This is a genomic window from Streptomyces sp. NBC_00224 (assembly GCF_041435195.1).
Lineage (GTDB): Bacteria > Actinomycetota > Actinomycetes > Streptomycetales > Streptomycetaceae > Streptomyces.
Window position 1 is genome coordinate 8,606,040 of sequence record NZ_CP108106.1, and the last position, 16,295, is coordinate 8,622,334.

Here is a 16,295-nt window from a genome sequence, read left to right on the forward strand (position 1 = left end):
GGCAGGCGCGTGCGCGGATCACGAAGACCCCCGGAAGGTCGCCCCACCGGATTTGCCGCGTGTCCCACCGACAGAAACCGCTGCCGTGGCCAAGGCCCCGGCGTCCACCCTGGAGCTTCGGTGTGCCGCCAGTCTGCAACCGCCTGTCGGACGAAGTCGCCGACTTGCCGACCTGACCGTGGAAGGCAAGATCGCATACGGTACGCGCATCGACGACGCCCCCGTGGCGTACCTTGGCCGCCGGCACCTGCGCCGGACAGACTGTCCCCCCCGTATGGGCGCCATGCCAGACCAGCGTGGCCACCTGCTTCGCCGAGATGCTGGCTTCCTTCGGCCCCAAGGACGTCACGGTGACGGTCGGTTTCCTGCACCCCCAGCGTGAACACGCGAAAGTCCCCGCCCGAGTAGAAGCACTTACCCTCCGTGCCGGCTGTCTGTCGAGCGCCACCGGCTCCCTCTGCCTGCCGTCCTGTGCTCGCTGCCTTGGAAAGCGGTACACGGCATGCCTCGACGACCGCGAAGCAGGACTCGGGCGGCGCGAGAGCCCGATGGGCGCGCGTCCGTCACCAGGGCTGGGGCCCGGCCGCCGGCGCGTGATGCAGGCAGTGAAGATGCTGCGGTACCGCACCGATCTCAAGACGGCAGTGTGAGCAGCCTGACTGACCCCGCGCGACGGACATCTCGGCTGGGGACGGCGGCGCCCCTGGTGTCCACGGCGGATCTCCGCTTCTGGCCCCCGCGCCATGCGTGATCGACGACCGCCACCACTATGCCCGAGACGCCTGATGCACTGAGCTCTTTCAGCGGTGCCGCTCGAGTGTGAGGACGGCCTTGGCGATTGACGTCATTCGATTCGGGCTGCATCGGGACCTGCGGAAGATGCGCCAGGACTTGAGTCGGGCCACGCCTCGCTCGACCGGTGCCCTGGCCTGGGCGAGTGCGCGGTTGACGGTGAGCTGGGTCGGCGAGAGTTCGCCGTTCGGCGGGCGCCGGAGCGCCGTGGTCACCCAGGAACCACCGCCTGTGTAGGCGCGGTCGGCCAGGAGGGGAACGCCCTGGCGCTCGCAGATCCGGATGATCCGGTGGGTGCGGGCCGCGGTGAGGTCGTGAGCGCGGCCGGGCAGTGCCGGCGAGATCCACAGCAACTGTCCGGCCGGGGCGGTCACGACCTGCACGTTCACCCCGTGGCGGCGGTGTTTGTGGGAGTAGTCGGCCCGGCCGTCACCGACTCGGTCGCATTCGGCCAGGGTGCCGTCGACTAGAACGTGGCCGGGATCGGTTTCGCGCAGGACGCGCAGCAGTCCCGGTGTACGGTCGGCGAGAAGGCTGATCACCGCGGCGGTGTAGGCGTGGGCGGTGCCCACCGAGATGCCGAAACCGGCGGCGAGCTGGGCGAGGGTGTCGTGCCGGCGCAGGTACACCAGGCCGACGAGAGCGCGTTGGTGGGGCGGGAGTTTGCAGCGGCGGTCACCCTCGCGGGTGACGATGAGCATGGTGACCCACTCGACGAGTGCGTGAGGCAGGTCGAGTGCGGCAGGATAGGGAACCAACGAGGCTCCTGTGCCAGCGAGTTGAGACTTCGAACACCTCTCTCAACGGCACAGGAGCCTCGTGCGTTGCGGACCCCGTCACCCTCACCCGATCAGTGGCCACGCTGAAAACGCTACTGAACCTCTTTCATCCCTTCTCCGGAGGGTGAAGGTGCAGGTCAGCAGGGGTGCCTGTGACATGGCGAAGCCCCCGTCGTTGGTGTGGTGATTCCACTCATCACATCGACGCCGGGGGCTTCGTTGGTTCCGTATCCTGCCATGCTCGATGTGCCGCACGAGCTTGTTGAGCATGTTTCCTGGCTGCTGCATGCCCGCAGACTGGAGATCAACTCGCCCTGGCGCAGGCTCGGTTGCTTCAAGCAGGCTCTTCTTGCGCTGGCTCATCTACGGAAGAACGAGACGTTCGCCCAGCTCGGGGCAGGTTTCGGTGTGTCCGAAGCCACCGCATGGAGGTACGTCGACGAGACACTCGAGGTCCTGGCCGCCTGGGCACCGGGCCTGCGAGAAGCTCTCGTCGGCCTGGGTGACGGCGACTTCGTCATCGTTGACGGCACCCTGATACCCACTGACCGGATCAGGGCGGACGAGCCCTACTACTCGCAGAAGCACAAGAAGCACGGGATGAACGTGCAGGTCATTGCCCGTCCCGACGGGACACCCCTGTGGTTCTCGAGGGCTCTGCCCGGCCGGACCCACGACCTGACCGCGGCCCGTGCTCACGGAATCGTCCAGGCATGTCTGACCCGGCAGATCCTCATCCTCGCCGACCGGGCCTACCAAGGAGCCGGTGCCACCGTCCGTACTCCCTACTACCACCACCGCATCCAGCCGCCGCAATACCAGCGGTTCAACCGCGTACACGCCCGCCTCCGGGCTCCGGGCGAACGCGCCTTCGCCCGCCTCAAGTCCTGGCGCGTTCTTCGCCGGACCAGATGCTCCACCAACCGCGTTGGACGTATCATCGCGGCCGTTCACACCCTCCTCACCTGCAGCTATTCAGGATGAAAGAGGTTCACTGAGCCCGCTCCACTCCCGATCACCAAGACCTTCAAACGAGCCTCATGATGCGCTTACCTTCGGCGAGAAGCGGAACTCTATGCGCAGGGGCGCTGTAGCAGTCTCCACCGGCCCGGCCCATCCGGGAAACGACCAACCCGGAGACCCTCCCACCGGGCCGGACTGCCAATCTGACAGGGCCCCTCAATCCTACTTTCGCAGGGTTCAGGTACAGCCTTTCGGCTGGCTGGGGCTCTCGGCAGCTCCGGAAGAATGGCGTAGGTCGCCGGACGGGGCCCAAGGAGAGACGGATTGATTGTCGGGTTGGCAGCCTGCTGATCAGAAGTCCGTGTCTTCAGGCCGAACCTGCAGAGGACTCGAATGATCCGCATTCTGATCGCAGATGACGATGCCATGGTGCGCCATGCCATACGCACCATGCTTGAAGCTCACAGCGATCTTCATGTCGTGGGTGAGGCACGGGATGGGCGGGACGCGGTTGCTCTCGTCCCCAGACTTCACCCACATGTGGTGCTCATGGATATTCGGATGCCCCACCTCGACGGCTTGGCGGCAACACGAAGGATTACAGCCACCCCGGACGGCCCCCGCGTCGTCGTCCTCACTACGTTTGGAACTTCCGATTGTATTGATGAGGCGCTAAGGAGTGGCGCCGATGGTTTTCTTGTCAAGGACACCCCTCCGTTTGAGCTCGCCCAGTCCGTACGTGACGTAGCTGATGGTCTGGGGGTATTGTCCCCCCTTCTCTCGCACCAGGTTGTAGAGATATTCCGTCGAAACACGTCCGGTGTCGGCTGCATCGATCAGCGCCCGAGATCCGAGGATCTGGCCGATCTATCTGATCGCGAACGTGCCTTGCTGTCGTTGCTGGTCCAAGGGCAATCAAATAGGGAAATTGCCAGTTTACTCCACGTCAGCGAAGGAACGGTCAAATCGCATGTGACCAGGATGCTCAAGAGATTTGGGTTCGATAATCGAGTTCAGCTCGCCATTTTTGCGAGCGCTGCGGGATTTTCTGCCGGATGCGGTGCTGCTACTGGGCGCTAAGCGTGGTCTGAGATCAGGGAAATGCGGTGCGTGTTGCGATGCGAAGCTGGGGAGGCGGCAGCCCCAGGCCGGCGCACCACAAAGGCGAGTTTCATTACCGTTCGGCCCACAGGCTGGCGAAGTAGCATATATCGCCGACACCTGGTGCCAGGGCTGGGTGTAATTAGAGCAGTGCATTTTGATTCACTGGATTGGATATCCGCGCCATGTCAAGGTCTTCGGATGCGAAAGGCGCTCATGGCCTTTCTGGGGTTAGTGACAGGGAAATCCTGGATATGATTCGAGCTTCAATGGACGGTGACCTCTTCTCTGAGATTTTTCTCCGGTACCAAGGAGTGGCTCAGCGAATAGCTCGTCGGTGGGGGGCGAGTCAAGCTGATGCCGAAGATCTCTCGTCGGAAGCGTTCGCCCGAATTCTTTCTGCCCTCATTTCAGGTGCAGGGCCGAAGGATGAATTCGCGCCGTACCTGGCTCGAACCATTCGCAATCTCGCTACGGAAAATGCCCGGAAATCCCGTAGGTGGGTACCTACTGACTGCTTCGAAGGCCTGGTTAAACCTGATGACAGTGCCGAAGGGGTGGCGATACGGACAGCCGAATGGGAGATGCTCACCGCGTCGTTCAGGGAGCTGCCTGAGCGCTTTCGAATTATCCTGTGGCGTACGGCAGTATGTGGAGAATCTGCTTCAGAGGTTGCTCAAGAACTTGAGATCACTGCCTCCAATGTGAATACCCTGGCCCACCGGGCCCGCACACGGCTTCGTCGGAAATACATCGAGGCCCGTCTGCCTCCCTCGCAGAATCTTCCAGAAAAGTGCCGCGCGGTTCAACGCAAACTGGTCGTCCATATGGCCGAGAAAACCAGGAAGAGTGATATCTCCGCAACCGAAGAGCATGTGGGCATGTGCCGGAATTGCGGCGATATCGCGGAACGGTTTGATGCCTTCTACTACTGATACGCGCGGTGTGCAGTATTTCGAACTGGCCGTGGTGCTGCCGGGCGGCTCCGGCGACGGAACAATGAACGTTGGACGGGTGTGGAGGTGATGAGACCGTTGGACAGTGCACCACTTCCTTTTCTCACCACGACGACGACCGCGGAAGTACCCATGATCTACTCTCCCTCGCTTTCTCTTATATATCCTTTTATGGCGTATGATCTTGAGCATCTGGTGGCGTTCGGCCAAGTTGTCCGAGACCTTTCCCTTGATCGCCTGTACATGGGGCAGTCCATGCTGATTGACACCCAGCAAGCATTTGCCTATCTCGTCGGCCGAGGGATTGAGGTGCCTGTCGGGACGAGCGTCAACCTCACGGCGCTGCGTCACCCCCTGGACGCGGCCGTCCAGGCCCGTTCACTGGCTCTCCTCACGGGCACTGGCACTGTCGCAGGGTTCAGCACCGGTGACCCGCAGTTCGCCACGGCACTGCACGGAATACCCTACGAAAGCCCACGCAAGGCCGTCGCGCAGTATCTGACCCTTGTCCGCCGATTGCTGGACGGAGAACCCGTGGGGTTCCAGGGCCGGACTCTGCAACTGGAGGAGCCCCTGCTGCAGATACCCCACCCACCGGTGTCACTAGCAGCTGGCGTGCTACGGCCGCGGACGGCCTATACCGCGGGACAAGCTGCCGACGTGGCCATCACTCTCTTCACCCCGACGGATCACCTCAAGCAACACATCGTTCCCGCACTCGACCGTGGCGCTGCTACCCGTAACCGGGCGAGACCAGGGGTCACATGTATCGTGCCCTTTGCGCTGCGTACGCCGGGCAGGGATGCCAGGAAGCTGGCGTTCTCAGCGCTCGAAATTCACCTCGGCGGGGGCTACCACGCCGGCCTGTTGCGCTCGGCCGGGCTGAATGTGGACACCACCGATGCCTGGGCCGGGGCCGGCGTGTCGGTAGACGGAGGTGCATTCCTCTACGGCACACCGGACGACGTCGCTACGGAACTGGAACGCTACGGCGAGGCTGGCGCCACGGAGATCGTGCTGAGCTGTGCAGGAGTGCTGCTACACGAGGGCATTGAGGCGGCACTCTCCGATGTACGGGCGATCGTGGACCTGATGCGGTCCCGATCTGTCCAGGTTCGATGACTGGGCACCCCAGAGCAAATACTGACGGTCATTGAAGCCTGCCCAAATGAGCTCCCGCTCAGGTCGTGCACCTGCGGTCCGCCACCGCACCCTCGGAGTCCACTGACAGAAGGACGGCGAAGAGCCTCAAGAGCATTGTGAGTTGCCTGCGCTGGACCTCGGTTCATGGTCGGAATTCCGGTCGAGGGGAAGGCGGGCTTCGAGGTCTCGGAAATCTTGCAGCACTCGTGGCTCCGGCCGGCTTCTTGGATGAAGTCGTCACGCTGTCTCTTCAGAATCCATGCGAGAGTGGCGCGGGTCACTCGGCTCTTGGTGTGACATTCAGCAGAGAAGTGCGTGTACAGGAATGTGGTATACGGACTAGCCTGGAGCCGTTCGGAAAATGTTCAGACCTCTGACGGGGAATTTTGGTGACCAGTAAATCGGAGGCTCCATGGCTCTGGCCAGAAATTGTGTCACCAAGTCGGTGTGGCTGCCTGTCCGTGCCGTGTACCCGAACTGAACGGACTGCAAGATGAAGTAGAACTGCTTCGTGGTGGCCAATCTTCATCATGGTGCGGAACCGTCGATGTGCACGTTGGATCAGTTTTCCCAGAGGGAAGGAATGTAGATATGCTCATTTCACCTGTCGCCCGCCCGGCGTTGGCGCTGGCGGCTGCGGCCGTGCTTTCCAGTGCCACGGCCGCCCTGGCAGCGGACGATGTTCCGCCAGGGGAGAAGCAGAAGGCGGAAACGATTCAGTCGCGAGGTGAGGCGCCTTTCGACTCCATCGTAGGCGACCCTGCTGTCGCAACGGATGTCTTCATCTTCCGCGGCGATTCCTACTACAGGTACAACGGAACAAAGGATAGGATCACCGCGCTGCCGAAAAAGATATCCGCGGACTGGAAGGGTCTGAACGGCTCCAAATGCACCAGTCGGGTCGACGCGGTTGCCCGCGTGCCGAATATCGCAGGCGACTCGCGGAGCTCGGCCTACTTCTTCTGCGGAAATGAATACGTTCCGTATGATTTTGCGCTCGGTGCGGCCACTGGAAAAACTGGGAAGATCGCCGAGAAATGGCCGCAGTTCAAGGGGACTGACTTCGAGGGCGGTATCGATGCCGCTCTCGAGAAGGCGGACGGTCTCTACCTTTTCAAGGGTAAGAAGTACGCCACCATCCGTGCCAATGAGGGCGGTCTCGGGTCTCCCGAGTTCGGTGATCTGAGTGCATGGGCAGGGCTTGAGGCTCTCTGCCCGAAGGGGGTTGACGGGGCAGCGAAAGCATCCCTGCGAGACTATAATTATGGCAAGGATGATGTATGGCTTTTCTGTGGAGGTACATATGTACTCTATGACAGTAGCGGAAAGGGCAGCGTGAGGGTTTCCGGGAAAGTCGAAGAGGCGTGGATGGGGGTCTGGAATATGCAATTCTTCGATTCACGTAAAGGGAACCGTGTCCTCGGGCTGACGGAGAGGTTCCGGGAGCTTGAGAAGCGCTGGGTCCAGCTCACTCCTGAGCAGAAGGCTCACGTGAAGGAGTCCTTCGACGCGGCCAAGGTATCTGTTGACGCGGCTAACACGAAGAAGGATTCACCAGAAAATGACGCGCTCGAAGCCGCCGCTCTGAGTAATCTGATGGCCGCCTATGAGGAAATTGCTAAAGCTCTCATGTCTTGATCAAAGCCGATGGTAAGGATCTTGCGTTCATTGTCGCCAGCATAGTGGGGTCAGCCTGCAGTACTGTGTAATCGGTTAGATTCCCATTTTTCCTCTAGGCATCCTCCTGTTAACGGTCAGTTTGTGGAGAACCTGGCCGACTCCGGAAGGTCCCTGAGACCTGGTCATGCCGGGCTCCAGGCACGAAGGAGTCCAAGCCAGAGGACGGCCCCGGCCTCGCAGTGCCGCCACATCGGCCAACCGTTGTCCACCAACCCTCGCACCGCCATCGACTGGGGCTCTCATGCGCCGCCGCTGGCCTGACTTCATGGAGGTCTCGCTCTCAGTCGAACGGGGCAGCGTCCGCCTCGGGCTGCCCCAGGTCCTGGTCGCGTGGGTCACCATGCTCATCACTCGCGAGGGTGACCGCTGCTGCAGGCTCCCGCCGCGCCAGTCTGCCCAGGCCGGCCCGGTGCACCTTGCGCAGGCTCGAACCCTGCCCAGATCGCTGTCGGCTTGGGCATGCTGGCGGGTACCGCCCAGCCCTACTCCGCAGTGGTGGAGCAGCCTGCTCGCCGACCGCACACCCGGCCTTCTCAACGTGCCGTGGGAGACGGATCCCGACGACGTCCTGCTCGTGGCGCTCTGGCGGATTGCGACCGGCTTGGCGACAGCCAGGCCGACTACAAACCACAAACACCCTCGGTCCGGGGTGAACGTGTAGGTGGTGTCCGACCCGGGCGGTCGGCTGCTTGTGGGGCGCGCCCGCATTGCCCCGACGCGCACGCGACCGGAGAGCGGCCCGCACTCACCAGGTCATGCGGATCTGCGAGCGCCAGGGCGTCCCAGTGCTCGCCGACCGCGCCTCCATGGGAGCTGGCCAGTGGGTCACGACACCCCTCACGGGATGGCGGTGCGGTCTTGCTGCGTGTGCAGGCCGAGATGGTGTCACGCCGGTCGTAGCCTGGATGGCCGCCGACGCGTTTGCTCAACTTCTTGGCGACTCATCGGTCTCGAGGGACAGTCACGGACCCGGCGATACCGCGACGCCGATGCCGGCGGCGGAGTGTGCACAGTTGCCATGGAGCTCTGCCCCGGCGGGGGCCGCCGCCTCATCCACGTTCGGGTCAGTGAGAGGTCACGTGGGCGGTCACACTGAGGTATGAATGCGAACAAGTGCGACTTTCTAGCTGATGGGAGCCTTCCATGCGTGTACGCCTCATGGCCGCCGCTTGCCTTGCCGCCGCGACCGTCCTGACCACCGCAAGCACCGCCACCGCAGACGAAGAACCGCTAGGGACCGCAAGCGACGCTCCTAGCGTACTTTCGGGGTCAACGTCTGAAGAACCCGTGGACCTGGACCTCAACGTGTGCGGCAACTCCATCAACGTCATCGGCGTTCTCAACCCGGCGCTCGGAAACAAGTGCGAAGACGATTGATGATCACTGCTCAGTGCTGGCTGCGAGGCGGGTGAAGGGTCCTCCCCTCCAGGGTGCACCGTAGGCAGCCAACGCCTCCTGGCGCTGATGGACGACCTTGGCCGGGCGGCCGCTCTGGGCGACCGCGCGGCGATCACTGCATACGCCAGCCCTCGCTTCACTGAGGTTTTCTCAGGGATCACTGCCAGGCGTTGTTGAGGACGAGGGCGGCCTGGGTGACGGCGCCGATCCGGTTCGGGCTGAGGGTGACGTGCTGGAGTGTGCGCCAGCGCTGTTTGAGTACGGCCATGGCGCGCTCACCGGTGAAGCGCAGGCCGCGGAGGAGTTTGTTGTAGGTCTCGTTGCCGAGGCCGATGTCTCCGGGCAGGTCGGGGTGCTTGCGGAAGGGAACATGGATGCCGCCGCCCGCGCCGATGTATCCGATGTCGGCCAGTGTGGGCAGGCCGTCGCGGGCTGCCTGGTAGAGGTCGGGCAGCGCGTGGATGCGTGCCGCAGCCAGGTCATGGGTGCTGCCCGGCTCGACGTCGGAAACCCACAGAGGTGTGCCGTCGGGCGCGGCCAGGAACTGCACGTTGCCGGCGAAGCGCTTGATCCGGATTGCGTACCAGAGGTCGGTACCGCGTTCGGTTTCCCCGGCTACCCGGTCACACCGGATGAGGGTGCCGTCCAGGACTACGAACGGCAGGCCCTTGCGCCGGCCCTGTTCCAGGACCCCGGCGAGGCCGGGTGCTTCGGCCGCGAGGACATCGATGCCTTCATGAAGATACCGGTAACCGGTGGCCTGGGAGATTCCCGCGTCCCGGGCCAGGCAGTGGACACACCTGTGGTCACGAAACCACCGCAGCACGAGCACGGCTTGAAGGAACGAGCCCAGTGCCCGTGTTCCGCGACGGGTGCCGATCACACGCCGGTGTCCGGCGAGCAGACGGGCAAGGTACTCGACCACGGGACGCGGGACGTCGGGCATGGCACGATGAGAGACCACGTGAAGCCTCCTGGGACCGGCAGGAACTGTCGCAAGTCCCGTCCTACCAGGGGCTTCACGTGCTGTTCAGAGTCCACGCAGGCCAAACACCTCGACCACCGCACTCGCTTGCTGAGAAAACCTCAGTGAGCCTCTTTCATCCTGAATAGCTGCAGGTGAGGAGGGTGTGGACGGCGGCGACGATGCGTCCGATGCGGTTGGTGGAACATCTGGCCCGGCGGAGGATGCGCCAGGACTTCAGGCGGGCGAAGGCGCGTTCGCCCGGGGCGCGGAGTAGGGCATGTACGCGGTTGAACCGCTGGTAGGTCGGCGGCTGGATGCGGTGGTGCTTGTAGGGGGTGCGGACGGTTGAGCCGGCGCCTTGGTAGGCCCGGTCGGCCAGAATGAGGATCTGCCTGGTCAGGCAGGCCTGCAGGATTCCGTGAGCACGAGCTGCCGTCAGGTCGTGGGTCCGTCCGGGCAGCGTGCGGGAGAACCACAGCGGGGTGCCGTCGGGGCGGGCGATGACCTGGACGTTCATGCCGTGCTTCTTGTGCTTCATCGAGTAGTAGGGCTCGTCCGCCTTGATGCGGTCGGTGGGGATCAGGGTGCCGTCAACAATGACGAAGTCACCGTCACCCAAGCCCACGAGGGCTTCGCGGAGGCCGGGTGCCCAGGCGGCCAGGACCTCGAGGGTTTCGTCGACGTACCTCCATGCCGTGGCTTCGGACACACCGAAACCTGCCCCGAGCTGGGCGAACGTCTCGTTCTTCTGCAGATACGCGAGCGCGAGGAGGGCCTGCTTGAAACAACCCAGCCTGCGCCAGGGAGAGTTGATCTCCGATCTGCGGGCGTGCAGCAGCCACGAGACATGCTCGACGAGCTCGTGCGGGACGTCGAGCATGGCAGGATGCGGAACCAACGAAGCCTCCGTTGTCGGCGTGATGCGTGAGAACACCACACCAACGACGGAGGCTTCGCCATGTCACCACAAACCTCTGACCAGCACACTCACCCTTCAAGGGCCAGGATGAAAGAGGTTCACTCACGACCAGTTGCATCTCCACGATATGGAGCATTCCGTGGCCTGCCAAGGAGCCCGCGTGAAGGGAGAGGTAGTGAGGAAAGGGTCGAAATACGCGATTGCCTGCTGCGGGCGACCGAGGTGAAGCGCGGCGATTCCGGGGTAGCCAGTGGCCCGCGCTTGACAGGTGTTCCTGGTAGTGAACAGAGCTTGACATGCTGGCCGTTGGCGCCAGCGGCGAATGCCACACTGGCCTCTTCCAGGGACCAGGCACATGTGGCGCGGTGACCGGTGAGGGCGCGGGGACCGGCCCGCCAGAGGCTGCAATGGGACCTCAATGTGGTGGCTGGGGTGCTGGAGTACCAACACGGCCGCGTCGATGAAGTAGGGCATGACCTCCGGCTTTCAGCCAGGGAGGTGAGGGTGTGCCATACCCGCCAGGTAGGCAGTCGAGGCCCGTGGGGTTGCTCCCAACCCAAGCTGCTCGCGCGGTAATGAGGTCATCATGTTGGGCGCTGGCAGTCTCCCCGAAGCTGACGCCGAGCTCGCCGCGGAGACTCACGACCCGAGGCGCGAACATGAGCGGTGGTACGTTCACCTCAGCGCCATAACTCGCCCTAGGCAGAAACGTCGTGAGCAGGGACGGATCACTGGGGCGGCGGGGTAGAGGACAGCCAGCTCGCCGTCCGCGTCATGCTCCCTAGCCCTCTACCCAGGCCCCAGTCCACTCCAGGTGTTCGCGACGGGGCGATGGGTCTGCCAGACACGCGCCCGTGGGGACGTGCCGCTGCCTCCCGTCTGTCACTGCGCAGTCGGGGCATGGACGAAGGAGCTGATCAGGGCGAATTGGATGCGACACTAAGTGAGGGTTTGACCGGGGGGATCGAGGCTTGCGAAGGCCATGTAGACGCACTCGGTCGCTGCCTGCTCGTTCGGGAACGCCCCTGAGAGCGGACGGCCATGTGGATCCGTGACTTCACCGACTCGATGGCGTTCATGGTGCATCAACCTGTTATTCGGGTGTCGAGTTGAAGAAGGAGCACGTACTCGGCTCGGGCGTTCCCCCCCCACAACCTCACGATCGCCGGATGCTTCTTGCCCCAGGTGTTGCAGACTCCAGAGACCGCCCCTTCGGGGCATCATGGGGTGGCACGGTGTAGACGCGCTTGAGCGCCCTCGAGATCTTGGCCCAGTCCTGCGGGTCGCATGACGGAACGATGTCCGCATCAGGTGGGGTACCACGTTGGGGTCATGGCCTGGGGCCATACCGACCCGATCGCGTCCGAAAGGCCCTTCAGGGCATCGCAAAGGAGGATGCGGACATTGTCAACGCCCCCGTTCTTGACCTCGATGGGGACCTGGGGCAGTGCTTGGTGCCCGCATCGCCGTTGCCGGCCCACAGCCCGAGCATGGTGCGGGTGCCGTCGGCCGTGACCGCCAACAGGACGTGGATTGGCCAATCCGTCGGACTTGCCCACTCCTCAGCTTCGCATGCACACAGTCGATGAACATGATGGCGAGGACCGGAGGGAGCGGGCTCTGCTACTCGTTCATGCCGTCGATCACCCTCACCGGTGACCGTGGAGATGGTCGTCTCGGAGACCTCGGTGCCGCAGACCTCCCGCAGGTGGGCGGAGGTCTCCCCGTGAGTGAGACCGTGGGCGCACAGCAACAGCCCCCTCTCGTCCGCAGCGGTCAGACGGCGCCGCCGCTCTCTGGCGACCTGCGGTTCGCAGCTGCCCTCACCTTGCCGAGGCACGTCGAGTACAACCGGCCCGAGCTCGGGCACCACGGTCTGCGAGCGGGTCTTGTTGTGGGCGTTGCTGCCGGCGGTCGCACGGGCCCTTCTCATCGCGGACATGGTCGGTGATCTCGCCTTCGAGGGACTCAATAATTCTGTGCGTCAGTTGCTGCCCCCACCCGCCCTGCCCGGCCAGTTTCGATCCCGTCGGCCTTCGCCTGGTCCACGAGCCAGCCGATCAACTGATCGTCCAGCGCACCAGCCTCCAACCCAGCGGATTGCACGGCCCCGACGGCCTCAGCCGAGACGATCACGTCTGTCATCAGCTGCTACTACCTGTTCGAAGGTCAACCATGAACGGGACGAGCCCGCACCTCGCTGTGGCGGCATGGCCGCAGCCACACCATCCCCGAGCGGGCTGACCAGCTCCACAACCGGCTCCGACGCGGCCGCCACGGCGGGCGGTCACTGGCCTTCGGCAGCCGGCTCGACAAGCGGCGCAACTGCCCGCCTCAGTCGGCCGCGATGTCGATAACATCCATGGGCCAGAGCGGGGTAGAACCCATGGCCGCAGCGGTGTTCGCCCGCCATCGACAGCTCGGCCACCGACTTGACCCGGGCCGGCCCGGCACAGAACCGCATTCGCCCAGCTTGAACGATACGTCCGAACGTGCGGTCAGACAGGGGTAGAACTCGTCCCGGAAACACGACAGTTCCACCCGAGCCTCTCGCCGGGCACCGATATGCAGCAGACTCACTCTCGCCGCCTGGTAGCCCCTACTGGTGACCGTCCCTGTCCTGACGGTCTGGCCGCCGCTGTGGGGCAGCCTCCCGGGACATCGGTGAGGTGGTGTGGCAATAGGCCCCGGGCCCCGCCGTTTTATCCCCGTTGTCGTGGTGACTGTCGCACTGGCTGTGCGGTCGCGCCGGTGTACAAGTCCGGAGCGCCACCGCCTGAGCTGGGGCCGCCGGTTCCCCGGACGAAACGCTCGGTCGCGGCCCAGGCTCTGGGGCAGAGCAATTCACCGGGCGACCCCCACGTATCGACAGCCATTAGCCGCACCAGCACCAAAGGTCTTGCGCTGACAGTACTTTAGTCAATAGACGTCCCCGTTCGAGGTGCGAGAGAATCGAATCCGCGCAATTTGCACTGACGTGACGTCAGGAAGATGCTGCGGACGACGTGTTGGACGCCATCGGCTTCCGGAGCCCGGGATATCCGTGCCTCATGGGCAGGGGAATAGAGAGACAAATAATATCCGATGAAGCCGCAGAAGAATGTGCCCGCCCGCCCCATCATCGGCCGCTCACTGCACGATCGGCCGGCTCTGGAAGCGTCACACCCCGTCCCTGCCGTGCCCGGGAGCACAGCGATCAGAGCTGTGCCGCGCCTGTTGGACCAGGCCGTGGCGGAACACAGCGGCCGCGCCACCGCAGCAGCATGGGGCGCGTGTGCCGGTGCGGTTGCCGTCGCGGGCATAGGGTGGCTGATGTGGCTCAGCGGACACGTGCCCTCCGACTTCGCCCGTGCTCTGGGGCTTCCCCAGCGATCTCACGTTGACGACATGACGGGGTATTGGGTCTCGATGGTCGCGTGCGCACTGTTCGGCCTCTACGGTATGGCAGGCCTGCAACGGGGCCGGACAGGACATGCCTTGGTCCTGAGCAGGCTCGGACGCTACCGGGGAACCGTGCGCAGAAGCGGGTTGCTGTGGATCAGCCCGCTGCTGAGGCGCCGCGCTGTGGATGTGCGGCTGCGGCATTGGCGCAGCGAGCCGCTCGCGGTGGCGGACGTGGAAGGATCGCTGCTGCGTGTGGTCGTGATAGTGGTGTGGCGGGTCAAGGACACCGCCCGGGCCGTCTTCGCCGTGGACGACCATGGGACCTATCTGCGTGAGCAGATCGAGGCGGTGACCGCGCGAGTCGTCTCCCGTTTCCCCGCCGACTCCTTCCACGAGACGGGTCGGGGAACGGCGAGCCTTCGCCAGGCCGACGCCGTCGGCGACATGCTCAGCCAACTACTGGCCAAGGAATGCAGGGCGATCGGCCTTGAGGTCTTCTCGGTCCAACCCATACGGATCGAGTACGCGCCCGACGTCGCCGAGGCGATGAGGCGCAGGCAGATCGCGGCCATCGACGCACGGCACCGCGACACGGTGCTCGCCTCCGTTCTGGACGCGGTCGACGAGACCGTCACCCGGCTGACGGAACGCGGCCTGGTGGGGCTGGACGACTACGAACGAAAAGCTCTCGTCAAGGACCTGACCGTGGCCTTCTATACAGGGCACAGCGGCCCGACACCGGGCACATAGAAGACCTTCACGATGACCGTCTCACAACAGGGAGCAACTCTTATGAAGAGCGCTGGTTTCCAGAGCCCGGGGTTCGCTGAAGTGGTTCCGGACGACTGCGGATGCGCCGAGTGCACGAGCACCCCCGTCCATCCTGGCGCGGCTCGTTCCGGGCTGAGCGTGCGGGGGGCTCTGGCAGCAGCGGTGGGGGCGGCGGTGTTGGTGGGCGTGGGCTCGGGTGCCGCGTCCGCGGAGCCAATACCCAAGCACGCGGGCTGGGACGGCTCCAAGTACTGGTACCAGGACGCGACCGGTTGGTGGCGCTGGACCTCCCACTACGACAAATACCGTGCTCACACGGGCCAGAGCCCCGACGCGCGCGCGGCAACCCCGTCGCCGCCGGCCGCGCGCCCCGGCAGTGAGCCTGTCTTCCGTGGTAAGCGAGGCTGGGATGCCATCGACGGCGTCTACTGGTATCAGCGCGACGGCCAGTGGTGGTGGACCAGTCACAAGGACAAGTACGAGCGTCAAACGCGGGGGACCGACTCGAGAGGGGCCGGTGCTTCACGCGCTGCCGGAACCCCGCTGCGCTACGGCACCGAGGCTGCCATCTCTTTTGCCATGTCCCAGCTTGGCGACCCGTACGTCTGGGGTGGCAACGGGCCGGACGGCTGGGACTGCTCAGGCCTGGTCCAGGCCGCATACCGGCGTGCCGGCGTCTCCTTGCCCAGGGTCGCGAACGACCAGTACCGGGCCACCACCTCGATCTCCCGCGGCGAGTTGCGCCGAGGCGACCTGGTGTTCTGGTCCAGCGACGGTTCAGCCCAGAGCATCCATCACGTCGCCATCTACCTCGGCAACGATCAGTACCTGGAAGCCCCCCGACCCGGCAAGAAGGTCCGGGTCTCCTCCTTCAGCTCGTACAACCCCAACCTGTACGGCCGTGTCCGCTGACTGATGGAGAGCGATTGGAGGAGATGCTGACCTATGTCTGCCGGTTGCGGATTTCAAAGGGTGGGATGTGGCGCTCACCATCAGCGCCGTGCTCTTCTGGTGCGGCTTGCCGCTTGCTGCTCGCCGTGGTGATTTCCTGCGTCGCTGCGGGTCTTGTGAGTTGCTTCCCCGCCGTGCCGGAACTGTGGATCGCCCGGCCTCCTCTTGTGTGGGTTGCCCCCCATGGGTTCGGCCTGTACGCCGCTCAGTGTCAGGTTTGATCGCGAGTACGTGCGAGCGAGGAGCTCTCCGGGAGTGCGACGAGAGGAAGTACCTCGATGAGGATGCTCGCTGGGAGGAAAGGCTCGCATCGCGTGAGTGATGCACGATGGCGTGGCTCACGGTGTGAGCCACGCCATGCTGTGGGCCGGCGCTCGTGCACTGATTGATGAGCGTCGGCATGCCGAGTGGGGCCGCCGCTGAAGTGATCACCATTCAGAAACCGGGCAGCGAGTTTATGGGTGAATTCGGTTGGGTGCGGATCCAGGATC

General features: G+C 64.1%; 14 protein-coding genes and 1 pseudogene. 10 read left to right on the forward strand and 5 right to left on the reverse strand.

The genetic code is table 11. The features are described 5' to 3' along the window. Nucleotides 1-296 precede the first annotated feature (296 nt). Nucleotides 297-650, forward strand: a complete 354-nt coding sequence (locus OG965_RS38455; RefSeq protein WP_371656723.1) for a hypothetical protein — start codon at nt 297-299, stop codon at nt 648-650. 150 nt (nt 651-800) lie between these two features. Here OG965_RS38455 and OG965_RS38460 read toward each other — a convergent pair whose 3' ends face one another. Continuing rightward, a complete protein-coding gene (locus OG965_RS38460) occupies nt 801-1,550 on the reverse strand; it encodes a transposase family protein (protein ID WP_371656724.1) in 750 nt (249 codons plus the stop codon). A gap of 201 nt (nt 1,551-1,751) precedes the next feature. On the opposite strand from OG965_RS38460, the gene OG965_RS38465 reads away from it, so the two are divergent. The 6 genes from OG965_RS38465 to OG965_RS38490 all read left to right on the forward strand — a co-directional run bounded on the left by OG965_RS38465 (nt 1,752) and on the right by OG965_RS38490 (nt 8,791). Then, nucleotides 1,752-2,555 (forward strand): transposase family protein, encoded by an 804-nt coding sequence (locus OG965_RS38465; protein ID WP_371656725.1) that lies wholly within the window; start codon nt 1,752-1,754, stop codon nt 2,553-2,555. 372 nt (nt 2,556-2,927) lie between these two features. Next, entirely contained in the window at nt 2,928-3,614 is a 687-nt protein-coding gene (locus OG965_RS38470; protein ID WP_371656726.1) for a response regulator, read from the forward strand. Nucleotides 3,615-3,904: 290 nt separating this feature from the next. Continuing rightward, nucleotides 3,905-4,570, forward strand: a complete 666-nt coding sequence (locus OG965_RS38475) for an RNA polymerase sigma factor (RefSeq protein WP_371656727.1) — start codon at nt 3,905-3,907, stop codon at nt 4,568-4,570. Between the two features lie 153 nt (nt 4,571-4,723). Further along, complete coding sequence (locus OG965_RS38480; protein ID WP_371656728.1) at nt 4,724-5,713, forward strand: LLM class flavin-dependent oxidoreductase; 990 nt, start codon at nt 4,724-4,726, stop codon at nt 5,711-5,713. A 612-nt stretch (nt 5,714-6,325) separates the two neighbouring features. Further along, nucleotides 6,326-7,372 (forward strand): hypothetical protein, encoded by a 1,047-nt coding sequence (locus OG965_RS38485; RefSeq protein WP_371656729.1) that lies wholly within the window; start codon nt 6,326-6,328, stop codon nt 7,370-7,372. Between the two features lie 1,185 nt (nt 7,373-8,557). After that, nucleotides 8,558-8,791 (forward strand): chaplin, encoded by a 234-nt coding sequence (locus OG965_RS38490; RefSeq protein WP_371656730.1) that lies wholly within the window; start codon nt 8,558-8,560, stop codon nt 8,789-8,791. A gap of 178 nt (nt 8,792-8,969) precedes the next feature. On the opposite strand, the gene OG965_RS38495 is transcribed toward OG965_RS38490, so the two are convergent. The 4 genes from OG965_RS38495 to OG965_RS38510 all read right to left on the reverse strand — a co-directional run bounded on the left by OG965_RS38495 (nt 8,970) and on the right by OG965_RS38510 (nt 12,843). Continuing rightward, nucleotides 8,970-9,776 carry a transposase family protein gene (locus OG965_RS38495; protein WP_371656731.1) on the reverse strand — a complete coding sequence of 269 codons (807 nt, stop codon included), beginning with the start codon at nt 9,774-9,776 and terminating at the stop codon, nt 8,970-8,972. Between the two features lie 136 nt (nt 9,777-9,912). After that, nucleotides 9,913-10,716 carry a transposase family protein gene (locus OG965_RS38500; protein WP_371656732.1) on the reverse strand — a complete coding sequence of 268 codons (804 nt, stop codon included), beginning with the start codon at nt 10,714-10,716 and terminating at the stop codon, nt 9,913-9,915. A gap of 1,357 nt (nt 10,717-12,073) precedes the next feature. Further along, the gene (locus OG965_RS38505) at nt 12,074-12,640 is read right to left on the reverse strand and encodes a transposase (RefSeq protein WP_371656733.1); all 567 of its coding nucleotides are present in this window, start codon (nt 12,638-12,640) and stop codon (nt 12,074-12,076) included. Between the two features lie 26 nt (nt 12,641-12,666). Further along, complete coding sequence (locus OG965_RS38510; protein ID WP_371656734.1) at nt 12,667-12,843, reverse strand: hypothetical protein; 177 nt, start codon at nt 12,841-12,843, stop codon at nt 12,667-12,669. An 82-nt stretch (nt 12,844-12,925) separates the two neighbouring features. On the opposite strand from OG965_RS38510, the pseudogene OG965_RS38515 reads away from it, so the two are divergent. From OG965_RS38515 to OG965_RS38525, 3 genes and pseudogenes are all read left to right on the forward strand, one after another. Further along, nucleotides 12,926-13,024, forward strand: a pseudogene (locus tag OG965_RS38515) (IS5/IS1182 family transposase); the annotation flags it as partial. Nucleotides 13,025-14,139: 1,115 nt separating this feature from the next. Continuing rightward, a complete protein-coding gene (locus OG965_RS38520; RefSeq protein WP_371657170.1) occupies nt 14,140-14,832 on the forward strand; it encodes an SPFH domain-containing protein in 693 nt (230 codons plus the stop codon). 42 nt (nt 14,833-14,874) lie between these two features. Then, a complete protein-coding gene (locus OG965_RS38525) occupies nt 14,875-15,765 on the forward strand; it encodes a C40 family peptidase (protein ID WP_371656735.1) in 891 nt (296 codons plus the stop codon). The last annotated feature ends 530 nt before the right edge of the window (nt 15,766-16,295 follow it).

What these genes read in the sequence shown, in the direction of transcription:
- OG965_RS38520 (WP_371657170.1), top strand. Translation starts at nt 14,140, where the DNA reads ATGGCAGGCCTGCAACGGGGCCGGACAGGACATGCCTTGGTCCTGAGC.
- OG965_RS38525 (WP_371656735.1), top strand. Translation starts at nt 14,875, where the DNA reads ATGAAGAGCGCTGGTTTCCAGAGCCCGGGGTTCGCTGAAGTGGTTCCG.
- OG965_RS38485 (WP_371656729.1), top strand. Translation starts at nt 6,326, where the DNA reads ATGCTCATTTCACCTGTCGCCCGCCCGGCGTTGGCGCTGGCGGCTGCG.
- OG965_RS38470 (WP_371656726.1), top strand. Translation starts at nt 2,928, where the DNA reads ATGATCCGCATTCTGATCGCAGATGACGATGCCATGGTGCGCCATGCC.
- OG965_RS38510 (WP_371656734.1), bottom strand. Translation starts at nt 12,843, where the DNA reads ATGACAGACGTGATCGTCTCGGCTGAGGCCGTCGGGGCCGTGCAATCC.
- OG965_RS38475 (WP_371656727.1), top strand. Translation starts at nt 3,905, where the DNA reads ATGGACGGTGACCTCTTCTCTGAGATTTTTCTCCGGTACCAAGGAGTG.
- OG965_RS38505 (WP_371656733.1), bottom strand. Translation starts at nt 12,640, where the DNA reads ATGTCCGCGATGAGAAGGGCCCGTGCGACCGCCGGCAGCAACGCCCAC.
- OG965_RS38490 (WP_371656730.1), top strand. Translation starts at nt 8,558, where the DNA reads ATGCGTGTACGCCTCATGGCCGCCGCTTGCCTTGCCGCCGCGACCGTC.
- OG965_RS38480 (WP_371656728.1), top strand. Translation starts at nt 4,724, where the DNA reads ATGATCTACTCTCCCTCGCTTTCTCTTATATATCCTTTTATGGCGTAT.